Annotated in this window: 14 protein-coding genes; 6 read left to right on the top strand and 8 right to left on the bottom strand. The window is 71.9% G+C overall.

All coding sequences use genetic code 11. The features are described 5' to 3' along the window. Positions 1-45 precede the first annotated feature (45 nt). Together scy and mce are read right to left on the bottom strand one after the other, a co-directional pair. The gene (gene scy, locus IF67_RS0103500) at positions 46-4,296 is read right to left on the bottom strand and encodes a polarized growth protein Scy (protein ID WP_030981961.1); all 4,251 of its coding nucleotides are present in this window, start codon (positions 4,294-4,296) and stop codon (positions 46-48) included. A 208-nt stretch (positions 4,297-4,504) separates the two neighbouring features. After that, the gene (gene mce / locus IF67_RS0103505) at positions 4,505-4,945 is read right to left on the bottom strand and encodes a methylmalonyl-CoA epimerase (RefSeq protein ID WP_030080125.1); all 441 of its coding nucleotides are present in this window, start codon (positions 4,943-4,945) and stop codon (positions 4,505-4,507) included. 173 nt (positions 4,946-5,118) lie between these two features. Here mce and IF67_RS0103510 point away from each other — a divergent pair, with 173 nt between their 5' ends. Next, positions 5,119-6,294: an acetyl-CoA C-acetyltransferase gene (locus IF67_RS0103510; RefSeq protein WP_030981964.1), complete on the top strand. Its 1,176-nt coding sequence runs from the start codon at positions 5,119-5,121 to the stop codon at positions 6,292-6,294. A gap of 73 nt (positions 6,295-6,367) precedes the next feature. Continuing rightward, complete coding sequence (meaB, locus tag IF67_RS0103515; protein WP_030981966.1) at positions 6,368-7,327, top strand: methylmalonyl Co-A mutase-associated GTPase MeaB; 960 nt, start codon at positions 6,368-6,370, stop codon at positions 7,325-7,327. Between the two features lie 627 nt (positions 7,328-7,954). On the opposite strand, the gene IF67_RS0103520 is transcribed toward meaB, so the two are convergent. Beyond that, on the bottom strand, positions 7,955-8,662 hold the full coding sequence (locus tag IF67_RS0103520; RefSeq protein WP_030981968.1) for a PepSY domain-containing protein: 708 nt from the start codon (positions 8,660-8,662) through the stop codon (positions 7,955-7,957). Between the two features lie 109 nt (positions 8,663-8,771). Here IF67_RS0103520 and IF67_RS0103525 point away from each other — a divergent pair, with 109 nt between their 5' ends. Beyond that, entirely contained in the window at positions 8,772-9,488 is a 717-nt protein-coding gene (locus IF67_RS0103525) for a response regulator transcription factor (RefSeq protein WP_051817506.1), read from the top strand. Positions 9,489-9,492: 4 nt separating this feature from the next. After that, positions 9,493-10,905: a sensor histidine kinase gene (locus tag IF67_RS0103530; RefSeq protein WP_030981972.1), complete on the top strand. Its 1,413-nt coding sequence runs from the start codon at positions 9,493-9,495 to the stop codon at positions 10,903-10,905. A gap of 53 nt (positions 10,906-10,958) precedes the next feature. On the opposite strand, the gene IF67_RS0103535 is transcribed toward IF67_RS0103530, so the two are convergent. The 4 genes from IF67_RS0103535 to IF67_RS0103550 form a co-directional block, all read right to left on the bottom strand. Then, positions 10,959-11,435: a MarR family winged helix-turn-helix transcriptional regulator gene (locus IF67_RS0103535; protein WP_030981974.1), complete on the bottom strand. Its 477-nt coding sequence runs from the start codon at positions 11,433-11,435 to the stop codon at positions 10,959-10,961. Positions 11,436-11,549: 114 nt separating this feature from the next. After that, positions 11,550-12,323 (bottom strand): AIM24 family protein, encoded by a 774-nt coding sequence (locus IF67_RS0103540; protein ID WP_030981975.1) that lies wholly within the window; start codon positions 12,321-12,323, stop codon positions 11,550-11,552. Next, a complete protein-coding gene (locus IF67_RS0103545) occupies positions 12,320-12,970 on the bottom strand; it encodes an AIM24 family protein (protein ID WP_030981978.1) in 651 nt (216 codons plus the stop codon). The genes IF67_RS0103540 and IF67_RS0103545 overlap by 4 nt, the downstream gene beginning before the upstream one ends. Beyond that, positions 12,970-13,608 carry an AIM24 family protein gene (locus tag IF67_RS0103550; protein WP_037838644.1) on the bottom strand — a complete coding sequence of 213 codons (639 nt, stop codon included), beginning with the start codon at positions 13,606-13,608 and terminating at the stop codon, positions 12,970-12,972. The genes IF67_RS0103545 and IF67_RS0103550 overlap by 1 nt, the downstream gene beginning before the upstream one ends. A 213-nt stretch (positions 13,609-13,821) precedes the next feature. On the opposite strand from IF67_RS0103550, the gene IF67_RS0103555 reads away from it, so the two are divergent. Beyond that, the gene (locus IF67_RS0103555; RefSeq protein ID WP_030981984.1) at positions 13,822-14,172 is read left to right on the top strand and encodes a DUF3817 domain-containing protein; all 351 of its coding nucleotides are present in this window, start codon (positions 13,822-13,824) and stop codon (positions 14,170-14,172) included. Next, the gene (locus tag IF67_RS0103560) at positions 14,169-14,480 is read left to right on the top strand and encodes an MTH1187 family thiamine-binding protein (protein ID WP_030981987.1); all 312 of its coding nucleotides are present in this window, start codon (positions 14,169-14,171) and stop codon (positions 14,478-14,480) included. Before IF67_RS0103555 ends, IF67_RS0103560 begins: the two co-directional genes overlap by 4 nt. Before the next feature lie 80 nt (positions 14,481-14,560). On the opposite strand, the gene IF67_RS0103565 is transcribed toward IF67_RS0103560, so the two are convergent. Then, a complete protein-coding gene (locus tag IF67_RS0103565) occupies positions 14,561-15,541 on the bottom strand; it encodes an ArsR/SmtB family transcription factor (protein WP_030981988.1) in 981 nt (326 codons plus the stop codon). Between the last annotated feature and the right edge of the window lie 36 nt (positions 15,542-15,577).

Below are 15,577 nucleotides of genomic sequence, written 5' to 3' on the forward strand. Positions count from 1 at the left end.
AGTCAATGCCCGTTTGATCTGGAGAATGACCCCTCATTTGAGTGGCTACCCCTCAGACTGCTTGCCACTCGAACGAGTTGCCCCCGCGCCCGCGGCCGCCTTCACTCCGGCGCCCTTGCCCTCCCCGTTTCCGCCAGGCGCCTCGAACGACTCCAGGGCTTCCAGAACGTCCTGAACGCGGGAGATTTCGGCGTTGATGTCCTCGCGCCGGCGCACCAGAACCTCCAGCTCCCGCTGGCCCTCGTCCACGATCCGGGCAGCCTCCGTCTCGGCCTCGCTGCGCATCCGCTCCGCGTCGCGCACCGCCGCGGCCTTCTTGTTCTCGGCCTCCTTGATCAGGCCCTCGGCCTTCTTCACCGCCGAGATCCGGACCTTGCTCGCCTCGCTGTTCGCGTCCGCCACCATCCGGTCGGCCTTCTCCTCGGCCTCCACCTGCTGGGCGGTGGCCTGCGCGATGAGCTTGTCGACCCGTTCGCCGGCGTTCTTCATCGTCTCCGCCGACTCCCGGCGGGCCCGCTCGTGCAGCTCCTCGACCTCGGACTCGATCCGCTGGCGCAGCTCCTCGGCGCGCTCGCGGATACCGGTGGCGTCCCGGCGGGCCTCCTCCAGCAGGGTGTTCGCGTCGGTACGCGCCTTTTCCACCCGTTCGTTGCCGTCGGACGCCGCCTCCGCGAGGAGCCGGTCGGCTTCCTTGCGGGCCGCCCCGACCATGGTGTCGGCCTGTTCCTCGGCGGCGGTGGCGGCCTTCAGCGCCTCCTCCTGGGCCTTGGCGACGAGCTGGTCCGCCTGCTCGGCCGCGTCCCCGCGGCGCTTGGCGGCGTCCTTGCGTGCCTCGTCGAGCAGCCGGTCCGCCTCCTGCTGAGCCTCGGTCCGGGTCTGCTCGGCCGCCGCCTCGGCGTCCTCCTTGAGCTTCGCGGACTCGTTACGGGTGCGGTTGGCGTGCTCCTGTGCGGCGGTGACCGTTTCGGCCGCATCCGCCCGCAGCCGGTCCGCCTCCGCGGTGGCCGTCGCGACCATCCGGTCCGCCTGCTCGCGGGCATCGGCCCGGGTACGGTCCGCGTCCCGCTCGGCGTCCGAGGTGGTCTCCGCCGCCTCCGTGCGCAGCCGCTCCGCCTCGGTCGCGGCTTCCGACATCAGCTCGTCGGCCTGCTGCGCGGCGTCCGAACGCGTCTTGTTGGCCGCCTTGCGCGCCTCGTCGCCGGTCTGCTCGGCGTCCAGACGGGCCTTCTCGACCACCTCGGCCGCCTCGGCCCGCAGCCGCTCCGCCGCCTCGGTCGCCTCCGCCACCAGGGACTGCGCCTGCTGCTCGCCCTCGGCCCGCAGCCGCTCGGCGTGCTGCTGGGCCTCCTGGACCGTACGGTCCGCGTCGTCCTGCGCCGAAGACGTCAGCTCGGTCGCCTCGGTGACGATCCGTTCGGCCTCCGCGCGCGCCTCGGTGACCAGCCGGTCGGCCTGCTCCGCGGCGTCCGAGCGCATCCGGTTCGCGTCGTTGCGCGCCTCGGCACGGGCCCGTGCCGCGTCCTGCTCGCCTGCCGCCAGCGCATCCGAGGCGTCCGTACGCAGCTGCTGCGCCTTCGCCGTGGCGTCCGCGACCAGCTTCTCGGCCTGCGCGGTCGCCTCCGACACCAGCCGGTCGGCCTGGTCGGCGGCCTCCGAGCGCGCCGTATTGGCGTCCCGGCGTGCCTCGTCCAGCACCCCGGCCGCTTCGGTCCGGAGCGCCTCGGCCTCCTCGATGGCCTCGGAAACCGCCCGCTCCGCCAGGGACTTCGCGGCCTCCGTCGCCTCCTGGGCCTCCTGCCGCGCCCGCGCCACGTCCTGCGAGGCGCGCTCCCGCTCCTCGTAGGCATCCCGGCGGACCCGGTCGGCCTCGTCCTGCGCCTCGGCCTTCGTGCGCTCCGCGGCATGCTCGGCCGCCGAACGCAGCCCGGCGATCTCTTCACCGGCCTGCTCGTGCAGCCCCGCGACCGCGTCCCGCACCTGCTGTGCGGTCTGCTCGGCCGCCGCCACCAGTTCGCCGGCCCGCCGGTCCGCTTCCTCGACCAGCCGCTCGGCTTCCTCCTGCGCCTCGCCCACCCGCGTACGGGCCGCCGCCAGCAGTTCGTCGCTCTGCTCGCGCGCCGCGGTCCGCTCCTGGTGGGCCTCCTCGCGGGCGTCGCCCAGCAGCTGCTCGGCCTCCCGGCGGCGCCGTGCGGCCTCCTCCTGGGCCGCGGCCAGCGCCTGCGCCGCTTCCGCGCCCGTGCGCTCCGCGGCCGTCGCGGCCTCGGCGCGCACCCGGTCCGCGGTCTCCTGCGCCTCCGCCTTCAGCCGCTCCGCCTCGGCCGACGCCTCGGCGCGCAGCCGCGCCGCCACCGACTCGGCCTCGGACCGTGCCGACGAGGCGTCCGAAGCGGCCTCCGTCCGCAGCCTTTCGGCCTCCTCCTCGGCCTGCTGCGTCAGCAGCCGGCGCCGCTCGGCCGACTCCGCCTTGAGGCGGGCCGCCTCCTCCTGCGTCTCCCGGCGCAGCCGCTCCGCCTCCGCGCGGGCACCGCGCAGCGACTCCTCGGCGGCGGTGACCTTCTCCTCCGCCTCGTGGTGCAGCCGGTCCAGCTCGGCCTGGGCGCCGGTCCGCAGCTCCTCCGCGGCCTGCTCGGCCTCCACGCGCTGCCGCGCGGCGGACTCCTCGGCCTCGGTGGTCACCATCTCCGCGGCCTGGGCGCCCTCGGTCAGCAGCTCCTCGGCCTCCGAACGGGCCCGCTCCAGGGCCTCCTCGGCCTGCCGGCGCAGCGCCGTGGCCCGCTCGATGGCCTCCGTCCGCACCCGCTCGCTCTCCGCGACGGCACCCGAACGGGTCTCCTCGGCATCCGCCTTCGCCTTGGCCAGCAGCTCCTCGGCGGACCCGGCCGCCTCCTCGATCTGCTGAACCGCCTCCCGGCGGGCCTCGCTGCGGATCCGCTCGCCCTCGGCGACCGCGTCCGCGCGCAGCTGCTCCGCCTCACCGCGCAGCCGCCGTGCCTCCTCCTGGAGTTCGGCGGTCTTGGCGCGGTACTCCTTGGTGTCGTCCTTCGCCGCGCCCTTGAGCTGGGCCGCGGTGTCATGTGCCTCTTCGCGCAGCCGGTCCGCCTCGGACTCGGCCTCGCTGCGCAGCCGTTCGGCCTCCTCCGCGGCCGCCTTGGTGGTGGCCTTGGCGTCCTCCGACGCCTTGGTCAGCACCTCCTCGGCGGTGCGTGCGGCCTTCGCCAGCTGTGCCGCGGCGTCCTCCGACGCCTTGGACCGGGCGGTCTCCTCCGCCTCGGCGATCAGCCGGTCGGCCTCGGTACGGGCGTCCTCGCGCAGTTGCTCGGCCTCGGCCTTGAGCGCCTCGGCGTCCTTGGTGGCCTCACCGACCAGCCGGGCGATCTCCGCCTTGGCCGTACGGGTGCGCTGCTCGTTGTCCGACTCGGCGGCCGTCAGCCGCTTGGTGGCGCTCTGCTGCGCCTCCTCGACCAGCTTCTCCGCCTCGGCGCGCGCCTCGCGCAGCGCCTTGTCGGCCTCCTGGACGCGGGCCTCGGCGGTGCGGGTCAGCTCCGCGGCCTGGCGGCGCGCCTCCTCCGACTCGGTGCCGACGCTGGTACGCAGCTGCTCGGCCTGATCGGTGGCCTCCTGGGCCTGGTTGGAGGCGGCGTTCAGCAGCCGCTCGGCGTCCGTCCGGGCCCGGCGCAGGATGCTTTCCGCTTCGGTACGGGCCTCTTCGGCCGCCGTGCCGAGCCGCTCCCGGGCGCGTTCGGCCAGCCGCTGGGCCTCGGCCCGCGCGGCGGCCAGCGCCTGCTCGGCCTCTCTGCGGGACTCCTCCATCAGCCGGCGGGCCTGCGACTCCGTACGGGCACGCAGCTGTTCGGCCCAGGCGACGTTCTCGTTGACGTGCGATTCGACGGTCTGCCGGCGCTCGTTGAGCTCCTCGTCGAGCCGCTGGCGCCGGGTGACCGCCTCGGAGTGCAGCTCGGCCTCCAGCCGGGACTGCCGCTCGGCCTGCTCCTGGAGCAGCCGCTGGGTCTGCGCCCGCGCCTCGCGCAGCTCGCGCTCGGCGTCCGTACGCAGTTGGTCCGCCTGGATCTGCGCATTGCGCAGCAGCTGCTCGGCCTGATGACTGACGTTGTCGTAGGCAGGGCGGGTCGCGAGGTTGCGGCGCGCCTCATGGAGCTTGGCGCGCAGCACCTCGACCTGGTAGCCGAGGTCGTCGGCGTGCTGAACGGCCTTGTCCCGCTCGCTCTTCAGCCGCTCCATCTCGGCCTCGAACTGCGAGAGGTGGTCGTCAGCCTCGTAGCGGTCGTTGCCCCGCACTGCGCGGTCCCATCCGTCCCCTGGTCATGGTGGCGGCCGTCTCCGGTCCTGCGGCGCTCGTCCCGTACACGTCACGTCGTACCGGACTCGCGCCCATCGGAGCTGACCCTTCCGAAGAAATGGTGTCAGATCATCGGCAGAGTATGGACCGAGCCCCACTCCCGTACCCCGGCCGAGGCTGCACTCTACCGGCCGGGGAAGGTGAAGGTCAGTGGTCTTCGGAGGTGGCGGGCGCCGCGGTGACGAGTTCGGTGAGCACTCCGTGACAATCCTTGGGGTGCAGGAAGGTGATCCGGGACCCCATCGAACCCGTCCTGGGCTCGTCGTAGAGGACCCGGACGCCCTTGCCGCGGATGGCCTCGGAGTCGCCGTCCACGTCCGCGGTGCCGAAGGCGATGTGGTGGACGCCCTCGCCGTTCTTGGCAAGCCACTTGCCCACCGCGGAGTCCTCGCGGGTGGGCTCCAGGAGCTGCAAATACGAGGCGCCGCCGTCGGACGTCTCATTGATCTTGAGCATGGCTTCCCGGACTCCCTGCTCCTCGTTGACCTCGGAGTGGAACACCTCGAAGCCGTACGTGGCACGGTAGAACTCGACAGTCTTGTCGAGGTCGAAACAGGCGATCCCGATGTGGTCGATTCGCGTCAGCATGGCTCCAGTGCACCGCTCACATGGCTGGTTACGCAACGTGCGCGCGATCACACCTGCTTGCCGGTGACCCGGCGCGTACCGCTCAGTACATTGACGGGAACCCTCGTTAACTTCCCTGCAAAGGAAGGCCGCACCGCATGTCTGCAACGAACGGCACGAACGGCAGCACCTCAGTGATCGTGGCGGGAGCGCGCACCCCGATGGGGCGGCTCCTGGGATCCCTGCGGACCTTCTCCGGCGCCGACCTGGGCGCCGTCGCCATCAAGGCGGCACTGGACCGGGCGGGCATCGGCGGCGACCAGGTGCAGTACGTGATCATGGGCCAGGTGCTCCAGGCCGGGGCAGGGCAGATCCCGGCACGCCAGGCCGCCGTCAAGGCCGGCATCCCCATGAGCGTCCCCGCGCTGACCGTCAACAAGGTCTGTCTCTCCGGTCTCGACGCCATCGCGCTGGCCGACCAGCTCATCCGCGCTGGTGAGTTCGACGTCGTCGTCGCCGGCGGCCAGGAGTCCATGACCAACGCCCCGCACCTGCTCCCGAAGTCCCGTGAGGGCTTCAAGTACGGCGCCGTCGAGATGCTCGACGCGATGGCGCACGACGGCCTCACGGACGCCTACGAAGGCATCGCCATGGGCGAGTCGACCGAGAAGCACAACACCCGGCTGGGCATCGCCCGACCGGAGCAGGACGAGGTCGCCGCGCGCTCCCATCAGCGGGCCGCCGCCGCCCAGAAGAACGGGCTCTTCGAGGCCGAGATCACCCCCGTGGAGATCCCGCAGCGCAAGGGCGAGCCGGTCGTCTTCAGCAAGGACGAGGGCATCCGCGGCGAGACCACGGCCGAGTCGCTGGGCAAGCTCCGTCCGGCCTTCGCCAAGGACGGCACGATCACCGCCGGCACCTCCTCGCAGATCTCCGACGGTGCCGCCGCCGTGGTCGTCATGAGCAAGGCCAAGGCCGAGGAACTCGGTCTCGAGTGGATCGCGGAGATCGGTGCGCACGGCAATGTCGCCGGCCCCGACAACTCGCTCCAGTCCCAGCCGTCCAACGCGATCAACCACGCGCTGGGCAAGGACGGACTGACCGTCGGTGATCTTGACCTGATCGAGATCAACGAGGCGTTCGCGGCCGTCGCCGTGCAGTCAATGAAGGATCTCGGGGTGTCCCCGGAAAAGGTGAATGTCAATGGCGGCGCCATTGCGCTGGGTCACCCGATCGGGATGTCCGGCGCCCGTATCGTGCTGCATCTCGCGCTGGAGCTGCGCCGGCGGGGTGGTGGCGTGGGCGCCGCCGCGCTCTGTGGTGGCGGTGGTCAGGGCGACGCGCTGATCATTCGCGTACCGGGTAAGTAAGCGACACCCGTACGCGGACACGCGTACGGGCGGGCCGATTCGCGTACGAGCGAACCGAAGGAGCCGAGCGGCGATGGTGGACGTCCCACAGCTGGTGGAGCAGGCACGGCAGGGCCGGCCGAGGGCCGTGGCGCGGCTGATCTCTCTCGTGGAGGGGGCGTCACCGGAGCTGCGCGAGGTGATGGCGGCGCTGGCGCCGCTCACCGGCAACGCCTATGTGGTCGGGCTCACCGGCTCGCCCGGCGTCGGGAAGTCCACCACCACCTCCGCGCTGGTGACGGCGTACCGCAAGACGGGCAAACGGGTCGGCGTGCTCGCCGTCGACCCGTCGTCGCCGTTCTCCGGGGGCGCGCTCCTCGGCGACCGCGTACGGATGAGCGAGCACGCCTCGGATCCCGGTGTCTACATCCGCTCGATGGCCACCCGGGGCCATCTGGGCGGCCTGGCATGGGCAGCGCCCCAGGCGATCCGGGTGCTGGACGCGGCGGGCTGCGACGTGGTCCTCGTCGAGACGGTCGGTGTCGGCCAGTCCGAGGTGGAGATCGCTTCCCAGGCCGATACGAGCGTGGTGCTGCTCGCGCCCGGCATGGGCGACGGCATCCAGGCGGCCAAGGCCGGAATCCTGGAGATCGGGGACGTCTATGTCGTCAACAAGGCGGACCGCGACGGGGCCGACGCCACCGCCCGCGAGCTCAACCACATGCTGGGGCTGGGCGAATCCCGGACGCCCGGTGACTGGCGGCCGCCGATCGTCAAGACGGTGGCGGCACGCGGCGAGGGCGTCGACGAGGTCGTCGAGGCGCTGGAGAAGCACCGGGCCTGGATGGAGGAGCGCGGCGTCCTTGCCGAGCGGCGCCGCTCCCGGGCGGCCCACGAGGTCGAGACGATCGCGGTCACGGCGCTGCGGGAACGGATCGGTGACCTGCGGGGGGACCGGCGCCTGGACGCGCTGGCGGAGCGGATCGTCTCGGGCGAGACGGATCCGTACCGGGCGGCCGATGAGTTGGTCGACGGGTTGACGAACGGGGACTGAGGGGGCCGCGGGGCGGCCGGTTCTTTTGCGGGATGCCGTCGTTTGGTTGCGGTTGCGGCTGTGTCGTGGCTGGTCGCGCAGTTTTCCGCGCCCCTGGGTGGCGCGGCCGAACCGTCACCGGAGGCCGGTGGGGGCTGGCGCCTTTCGGGGTTCGTGATTGCCGCGGGGGTCGGAGGGGACGCACCGGAACCCGTCCTCGGCGCGGGCGCATCTGGTACGTGGAGTTGATTGCCCCGGCGTGTGCTCCGGTCCTGCGGGCGGGCTCCGGTACATCCCCTCCGACCTACGCCCGTTCCCGGCTGCGGGCCGGTGGCACTGTCCGTCACCGATCACATGCGTCGGCGCGGACAAGCCTCACCCGGGGCGGGGCGGCCCGCATGACGACTGGGCTGGGTGGCCAAGAACCTGCGGCACGCCCGGTCGGCGTCCTGCCAAGTGCTGGTGTGGCTCGTCCCTGGCTGTTGCCCAGTGTCCTGCCAAGGGGCGAGTGCTCGGGGCCGTAACGGTCATCGGTACGGCGGGACGGCCGCCAACGTGCGGCGGTCGGAGTGGATGTCCGGTGCACCGCCCGCAGGAGCGGCCCCCACCCGTAGTGGTGTGGGCGGGGGCCGGATCGAGCGGCGCGTGTCAGTCGTCCGCGCCGTCGTTGTCGTCGTCGTCCGCGTCGTGCTGCGGGGCGACGCTCAGCTTGCCGGACTGGGCGTCGACCAGGAACTTGTGCTCCTTGCCGTCCTTCGTGATCGTCTCGACCTCCCAGGCGGCCTTCGTCCCGTGGTCGTCGTCCAGTTCGACGGAGGTCACCTTGCCGTGCGAGGCGGCGGTGCGCGCGGCGGCCGCGGCGTCCGTCTTCGCGTTCTTGGCGGCGGCCTGCTCCCGGGCGTGGTCGTCGTCGTCCTCGTGGTCGACGTGCTGGTTGAGTACCCGTGCGTTGCCGGCGTCGAGGGTGATCTCGTGCCACTTGCCGTCCTTGCCCAGCACGTCCGCGTCCCAGACCAGGCCGGCGCGGTCCGCGTCCAGGTCGAGACCGGTCACGGTGCCGGGGACGGCCTTGCGGGCGGCGGCCCCGGCGTCCGAGGCGGTCACCTTGGCGGCGTTGGCCTCGCGGAGCTCCTCCTGGCCGTTCGCGTCGTCGTCCTGCATCGGGATGCTGGAACGGCCGTCCTGCACCTGCGCCGTGCCCGAGCCCGCCTGGGGGGCGGCCGGCTGCGCCGAGAGCTGCTTGCCGGAGGCGGCGTGGGCGGAGCCGGCGTCGCTGCTGACCGCCGCGGCGGTGACCGTGCCGCCCGCGATGAGGGCGGCCGCGGCGGCGGTGGCGATGACGAGATGGCGCTTCATGTTTTTCTCCCCTTGCGATCGGCTGTGCCCACACACTGGCCGAACGGACCTGAAGGGACGCTGAAGGCACCTGAAGGGGGCTTCAGCTGCGGAATGTCATGGTGGGCGCATGCACCCGCACGTCACCCACCACCGTCCTGCCGGAGGCGCCGAGCGCCGCCCGTTCCGTCTCCTGATCGTGGAGGACGAGAAGCGGCTGGCCCTGTCGCTGGCCAAGGGCCTGATGGCCGAGGGGTACGCGGTCGACGTGGTGCACGACGGTCTGGAGGGGCTGCGGCTGGCGACCGCGGACGGCTATGACCTGATCGTGCTCGACATCATGCTGCCGGGGATGAACGGGTACCGCGTGTGCGCGGCGCTGCGGGCCGCCGGCCATGACGTGCCGGTGCTGATGCTGACCGCCAAGGACGGCGAGTACGACGAGGCCGAGGGGCTGGACACCGGCGCCGACGACTATCTGACCAAGCCGTTCTCGTATGTGGTGCTGGTGGCGCGGGTCAAGGCGCTGCTGCGGCGGCACGGCCGGAGTGCGCAGCCGGTGCTGCGGGTGGGGGCGCTGGTCATCGACCAGGGTGCGCAGCGGGTCGAGCGGGACGGCGGCGAAGTGACGCTGACGGCGAAGGAGTTCGCCGTGCTGGAACAGCTGGCGCTGCGGTCGGGCGAGGTGGTCTCGAAGGCGGAGATCCTGGAGCACGTCTGGGACTTCGCCTACGAGGGCGATGTCAACATCATCGAGGTGTATGTGAGCGCACTGCGGCGCAAACTCGGCGCGGGGCACATCGTGACGGTGCGCGGCGCGGGATACCGGCTGGTGGCCGGTGAGTAGGGTGCTGGGCTCCGTACGGGCCAGGGCGGCGGCCGGGGCGACCGTCGTGGTGGCCCTGGCGCTGATCGCGGCGGGGACGGCGGTGCTGCTGGTGCTGCGCAGCCATCTTCAGGACCAGGTCGGACTTCAGGCCCAGGTCGCGGCGCGGGAGGTGGCCTCGCAGATCGCGACGGGCACGGCGTACGACAAGCTGGATCTGCCGGACGGTGACGAGCATCCGGTGGTGGTCGCCGATGAGCAGGGGCGGGTGCTGGCGGCCGGCGACGAGGTGCGGGCCGTCGACGGCAAGCCCGTCGGGGGTGCGAAGCCGGGGGCGGGGAGCGCCGGGCTGCGCGGGTCGGGGGACGACGACGATGACGACGATGACGACGGGGTGCAGCTGAAGCCCGGTGAGGTCGATGACGATGTCGACTACCGGGACGGGACCGCGAATGTCGACGGGACGGTGGCCGACTACCGGTTCGCGGTGCTGGAGGCCAAGGACACCCACGGCGCGCAGGTGACGGTGCGGGCGGGGTCGGCACTGTCGCCGGAGCGGGACGCCGTGGGGTCGGTGCGGACGGCCATGCTGATCGGGCTGCCGCTGCTGCTCGTGGTGGTGGCGGGGGTGACCTGGCTGGTGACCCGGCGGGCGCTGCGGCCGGTGGAGGGGATCCGCGGGGAGATGGCCGCGATCACGGCGAGTACGGATCTGAGCCGGCGGGTGCCGGTGCCGGCGTCGCAGGACGAGGTCGGCAGGCTGGCGCGGACGACCAACGAGACGCTGGCGGCGCTGGAGTCGTCCGTGGAGCGGCAGCGGCGGTTCGTCGCAGACGCCTCGCACGAGCTGCGCAGCCCGATCGCGAGTCTGCGCACCCAGCTCGAAGTGGGGGTGGCGCATCCGGAGTTGCTGGACGTGCCGGGCGCGGTGGAGGACACCGTGCGGTTGCAGCGGCTGGCGGCGGACCTGCTGTTGCTGGCCCGGCTGGATGCGGGGGAGCGGCCGGCGGATGCCCGGATCGGTCTGGCGGCGATGGTGCGCGAGGAGAGCTCGCAGCGGGTCGCGGACCGGGTCCCGGTGCAGATCGGTGAGCTGGCGGACGGGGAAGTCACCGGATCCCGCAGTCAGTTGGGGCGGGTGCTGGGGAATCTGCTCGACAACGCGCAGCGGCATGCCGTCTCGTCCGTGCGGGCGGCCGTGGTGCGGGACGGGGAATGGGTGGTGCTGCGGGTCGAGGACGACGGGCCCGGGGTGCCGGAAAGCGAGCGGGAGCGGATCTTCGAGCGGTTCGTACGGCTCGATGACGCGCGGGCGCGGGACGACGGCGGGGCCGGGCTGGGGCTGGCCATCGCACGGGACGTCGCGGAGCGGCACGGCGGCTCGCTGGCCGTGCGTGCGGGGTCGGTGTTCGAGCTGCGGCTGCCGGTGGCCGGTTGATCCCCCGCGGGGCAGCGGGGCCTCGGCCCGGTCAGGGGGCCGAGGCCGGACGGTCAGAGGCCGCCACGCTCCTTGCGGAGGTGCTCGGCGACCGGGGTGAGCGAGGTGCGCAGCGCCTGGAGGTCCTCGGTGGTGAACAGGTCGATGAAGTGCTTGCGGACCGAGGCGACATGGTGCGGGGCGACCCGGCGCATGGTGTCCCAGCCCTCGTCCGTGAGCACCGCGTAGAGGCCCCGGCGGTCCGACTCGCAGCTCTCGCGGCGCACCAGACCGGCGTTCTCCATCCGGGTGATCTGGTGGGAGAGGCGGCTCTTGGACTGGAGGGTGCTGGCCGCCAGGTCGCTCATCCGCAGCCGTCGGTCCTCGGCCTCGGAGAGGTTGACCAGGATCTCGTAGTCGTTGTTCGTCAGGCCGAACGGCTGGAGGTCACGCTCGAGTTGGTGCATCAGCAGTCTGCTGACGTCCAGGTGGGTGCGCCAGGCACACTGCTCCTGGTTGGTCAGCCAGGGGGTGTCGCTGTCGGTCGTCATGGAATGATTCTACCCGTGAAAGTTGAATAATGAATTAATCGTGGGGGCGATGACGGTCCCGGTGGGGGCCGGACGTTGGTCAGACGTTCGAGGTCACCGTCCGCAGACTACCGCTCACAGCCCGAAGCGGCGCTGGAGGCTCCCGAGGTTGCCGGGCAGCTGGGGCAGTTGTGAGCCACTTTGCGGGACGTGTCCGCCCCCGCCCGGAACGCCCGCCTCGGTGGGTACCGCCCCGGTTTCCAGCTCCGGCATCAGCTGCTCCGTCGACTGGAGCAGGACCGTGCCGGCGCCGACGAACTCGAACTGGTGCTCCTCGCCGGACGCGCCGCCGATTCCGGTGTGCGCCCGCAGCCCGCCCAGGAATCCCCGCAGGTACTGATGGTCGTAGTGATGGCACGGGGAGGGACAGTCGGCCCAGCCCACGAGCGCCTGCGGGTCCACCCGGAGCGGCGGCTCCATGAAGACCACCGGGCCGTTGGACGCGGCCACGAACTTGCCCGTCCCGATGAGGGTGAGAAAGCCCGGGACGATCGACTGCTTCAGCGCGAGAGATGGCTGAAATGCGAGCAGGTTGCCCGCGCGAATCGTGAGGTTGCCCTCGTCCAGGTCGAAGGAGTTCACGTCGAAGGCACGGTCCGCGAGCAGCATCTTTCCCCGGCCCTCGGCGACGACCCAGTCCGCGGCGTGCAATGGCGAATGGAAACTTCCGGCGACCAGGCGGTCCAGGCGGCCGTGTCCGATGCCGTGGAAGTCGATCTGCCCGTAGTAGGCGATCATCTTCCCCTTCTGAAGGAACCACTGGCCGTTCAGTTCGACGCTGAAGGCGTACGCGTTGACGTTGTCGTCGGCGGGGAGCGAAGAGACGTCGTGGACGACGGGACCGGTCACAGCTTTTCCTCCGACGCCTGTACATAGACGGTGCCTTGGCCCGACAGCTCCAGCTGGAAGGCCTCGCCCGAGCCCCGGCCGACCATGTCGCGCCAGCCGAGTGCCGTGGACAGTTTGTTGCGGACGTCGCCGCGGTGGGCGACATAGGCCTGCGGGTCGACATGGACCGGGCGCTGGGGCGTGATCGGCAGTTCGATGACGCCGCCGTGCGCCATCACCGCGGCCGAGCCGACGCCCTTGAGGGTCGTGGTGAACAGGCCCTGGCCGGTGACCTGGCCGCGCACCATGCCCATCACCCCGCCCTGCGAGCCCATGAACATCGTGCCCTGCTGGAGTGCGCCGTCGAAGGCCAGCAGGCGATCGGCCTCGACGTAGAGCGTCTCGCCCGTGAGGTCGACGACCTGGACGTGATGGCCGCCGTGGCCGAACATGACGGTCCCTGTGCCCTCCACGGTCATCAGGGGGGTGGCCTCGCCGGCGATCCGGCGGCCGATCATCGAGCCGACACCGCCCTGGCCGCCCTGGATGTTGGGGGTGAAGCTGACCTCGCCGCGGTAGGCGAGCATCGCGCCGCGCTGGCTGAACAGCCGCTGGCCCGGCCCGATCCTGGCCTCCACCATGCGGGAATTGAGGACGGTGAACGGCATCAGACCTCACCTCCCACGGTGTTGCGCTCGCTGGGCTGTACGTAGACCAGGCCCTCGCCCTCGAAACGGATCTGGAAGGCCTCGCCGGAGCCCTCACCGATGAAGGTGCGGAAGTTCACCCCGGACTGGAAGTGCTGCTTGAGGTCGCCGGTGTGGGCGACGTAGGCGCCCGGGTCGACCTGGAGGGGGTACTGCTTGGTGACCCGCAGCACCACCGCGGGGCCGTGGGACGTGATCGCCGCCTGGCCGCTGCCCTCGACGGTGGTGGTGAACAGGCCGTTGCCCTGGGAGGCGCCGCGCAGGCCGGTGAAGGTCGTGCCCGTACGCAGCGCGGCGTCCGTGCACAGCAGATTGCTGGCCTCGACGTACAGCTTCTCGCCCTGCAACTGCACCAAGTTGATCTCGCTGGCGCGATCGGCGAAGTAGCAGGTGCCGTGGCCCTTCACCTCCATCACGGCCATCTGCTCACCCGTGAGCCGCCGGGTGACCATGCCGCGCAGGCCCTCACCGCCGCCGGACATCTTCTTGAATGCCATCTGGCCGTCGTACGCGACCATCGCACCGTTTTTCGCCTTGACGGCGTCGCCCGTCATGTCGACGGCGAGCACCTTGCTCCCCTGGAGCCGAAACTGAGCCACGGGTCAGACGGTAGTCGGCCGCGGCCGCGGGGGGCAGGCCCTTTGGCCCTGATATCGCCCTGATCCCGCCCTGATCTCTCGCGGGCGCCTGTCCGGGCCGGCCCCTTACCTCCCCCCGGCGCCGAGATCGCCGAGGCGGCTGTAACAATGGGGCGGAGCTTGTGAACTCTTGCACAAGCCGTGCTCCTCGCCCGCCACCCGAACGAGGTTCCCGTGGACATCAAGACCGCTGCCGCCCTGCACCGACTGCGCCTGGCATCCATCCCGGAGGCGCTCTCCTTCCCGGCGCTGCTGATCTTCGGCACCGGCTTCCGCCTGGCCTTCGACTACGACTCCCTGGTGATGCCGCTCGGCCTGATCCACGGTCTGCTCTTCCTCACCTACGTGGTCCTGCTGCTGGACGTGTGGAACCGCACGAAGTGGCCCGTCAAGCGCGTCGCCTTCTTCTTCGTGCTGGCGATCCTGCCGTTCGGCGGCCTCTTCGGGGACAAGATCCTCAAGCGCGAGGAGGAGGCGGGCGTGATCGCGGCCCGCGCCCGCAAGGAAGGGGTCCTGAACACATGATCGTCGCCTTCTCCGTGAGCCCCCTGGGCGTCGGCGAGGACGTCGGCGAGTACGTCGCCGACGCGGTCCGGGTCGTCCGCGAGTCGGGGCTGCCGCACCGCACGGACGCGATGTTCACCTCCATCGAAGGTGAATGGGACGAGGTCATGGATGTCGTCAAGCGCGCGGTCGCGGCCGTCGAGGCGCGTTCCGGGCGGGTCTCCCTGGTGCTCAAGGCCGACATCCGGCCCGGCGTCACGGACGGCCTGACCTCGAAGGTGGAGACCGTGGAGCGCTATCTCGCCGAGGGCGGCAGCGGCCGTTCCTGAGCGGGCCCCGGGTACCCCCGGGCAAGTCAGGGCACCTCCCCGAGCAAGCCCCGGGCCACCCCTGAGCGCCCGTCCGGGCCTCAACCGCCCGCCGCCAGGGTGATCCCCAGCGGCGTGCGCTCGTACAGCACCTGATGTCCGTGCCGGCGCGAGGCCAGCAGACCGGCGTCGCGCAGCACGGACAGATGCACCGAGACGGAGGACGGCGCCAGGCCGAGCCGGTGGGCCAGGGCCGTCGTGGTCGACGGTGCGTCGAGGGCGGCCAGTACGGCGGCGCGGTTCGCCCCCAGCAGCCGCGCGAGCGCCGGGCCCGTCTCCGGCTCGGTCCACAGCCCGCCGATGCCGCGCGCCGGATAGATGACGGTCGGCTGCCACGGCGGTTCGAAACCGCTGACCACGTCCGGCCACACGAAGACGCTGGGCAGCAGCAGCACCCCGCGGCCGTCCAGATCCTGCATCCGGGCGACGTCGGTACGGGTACGGACGGTGAGCGTGTCGCCCGACCACGACACCCGCGGATGCAGATCGGCGAACAGCCGCTGGAGTCCGCCGTCCGCCAACTGGCGCGACCGGTAGGCGATCTCGGCCTCCAGCAGTGCCCGCAGCCGCGGCCAGTCCGGGGCGATCAGCACCCGCCAGGCCCGTTCGGTGACCTCGGCCAGCTCGCGTACGGCCCGCGCCGGGTCCGCCAGCGCCGCCCGGCCGCGCGCCGACTGTGCGGCACCCGGCGTACCCGCCAGCGACTTGGCCATCTCGGCGCGGGCCAGGGCCGGGTCGGTGGCGCGCAGCCGCGCCAGCTCGTCGTCGAAGCCGGCCAGCGGTGTGTCCGGCGGGCGGCCCAGGAAGTCGGGGGTGTAGCCGGACGACGGCATGAACAGCCACAGCGGCGTCAGGTCCAGGCCGGCCAGCGTCTCGTGCATCCGGCGCAGCCACGGCGTGTGATAGCCGTGCCGGTCCGCGCGGCGCAGGGTGCGTACGGCCTCATGGGTCTCGCACAGCGCCGAGACGGCGAACCGGATGCGGAGCAGGTCGTCGGCGCCGAAGTGCAGGGTCACCGGCATGGCCGTGCACGCTCCCCCCGGCCCGGGATTCGGCTG

It is taken from the genome of Streptomyces sp. NRRL S-1813, from assembly GCF_000719605.1.
Lineage (GTDB): Bacteria > Actinomycetota > Actinomycetes > Streptomycetales > Streptomycetaceae > Streptomyces > Streptomyces decoyicus.

Excerpts from the sequence above, each read along its gene's own strand:
- mce (WP_030080125.1), bottom strand. The coding sequence starts at position 4,945 with ATGCTGACGCGAATCGACCACATCGGGATCGCCTGTTTCGACCTCGAC.
- meaB (WP_030981966.1), top strand. The coding sequence starts at position 6,368 with ATGGTGGACGTCCCACAGCTGGTGGAGCAGGCACGGCAGGGCCGGCCG.
- IF67_RS0103520 (WP_030981968.1), bottom strand. The coding sequence starts at position 8,662 with ATGAAGCGCCATCTCGTCATCGCCACCGCCGCCGCGGCCGCCCTCATC.
- IF67_RS0103525 (WP_051817506.1), top strand. The coding sequence starts at position 8,772 with ATGCACCCGCACGTCACCCACCACCGTCCTGCCGGAGGCGCCGAGCGC.
- IF67_RS0103535 (WP_030981974.1), bottom strand. The coding sequence starts at position 11,435 with ATGACGACCGACAGCGACACCCCCTGGCTGACCAACCAGGAGCAGTGT.
- IF67_RS0103545 (WP_030981978.1), bottom strand. The coding sequence starts at position 12,970 with ATGCCGTTCACCGTCCTCAATTCCCGCATGGTGGAGGCCAGGATCGGG.
- IF67_RS0103560 (WP_030981987.1), top strand. The coding sequence starts at position 14,169 with ATGATCGTCGCCTTCTCCGTGAGCCCCCTGGGCGTCGGCGAGGACGTC.
- IF67_RS0103565 (WP_030981988.1), bottom strand. The coding sequence starts at position 15,541 with ATGCCGGTGACCCTGCACTTCGGCGCCGACGACCTGCTCCGCATCCGG.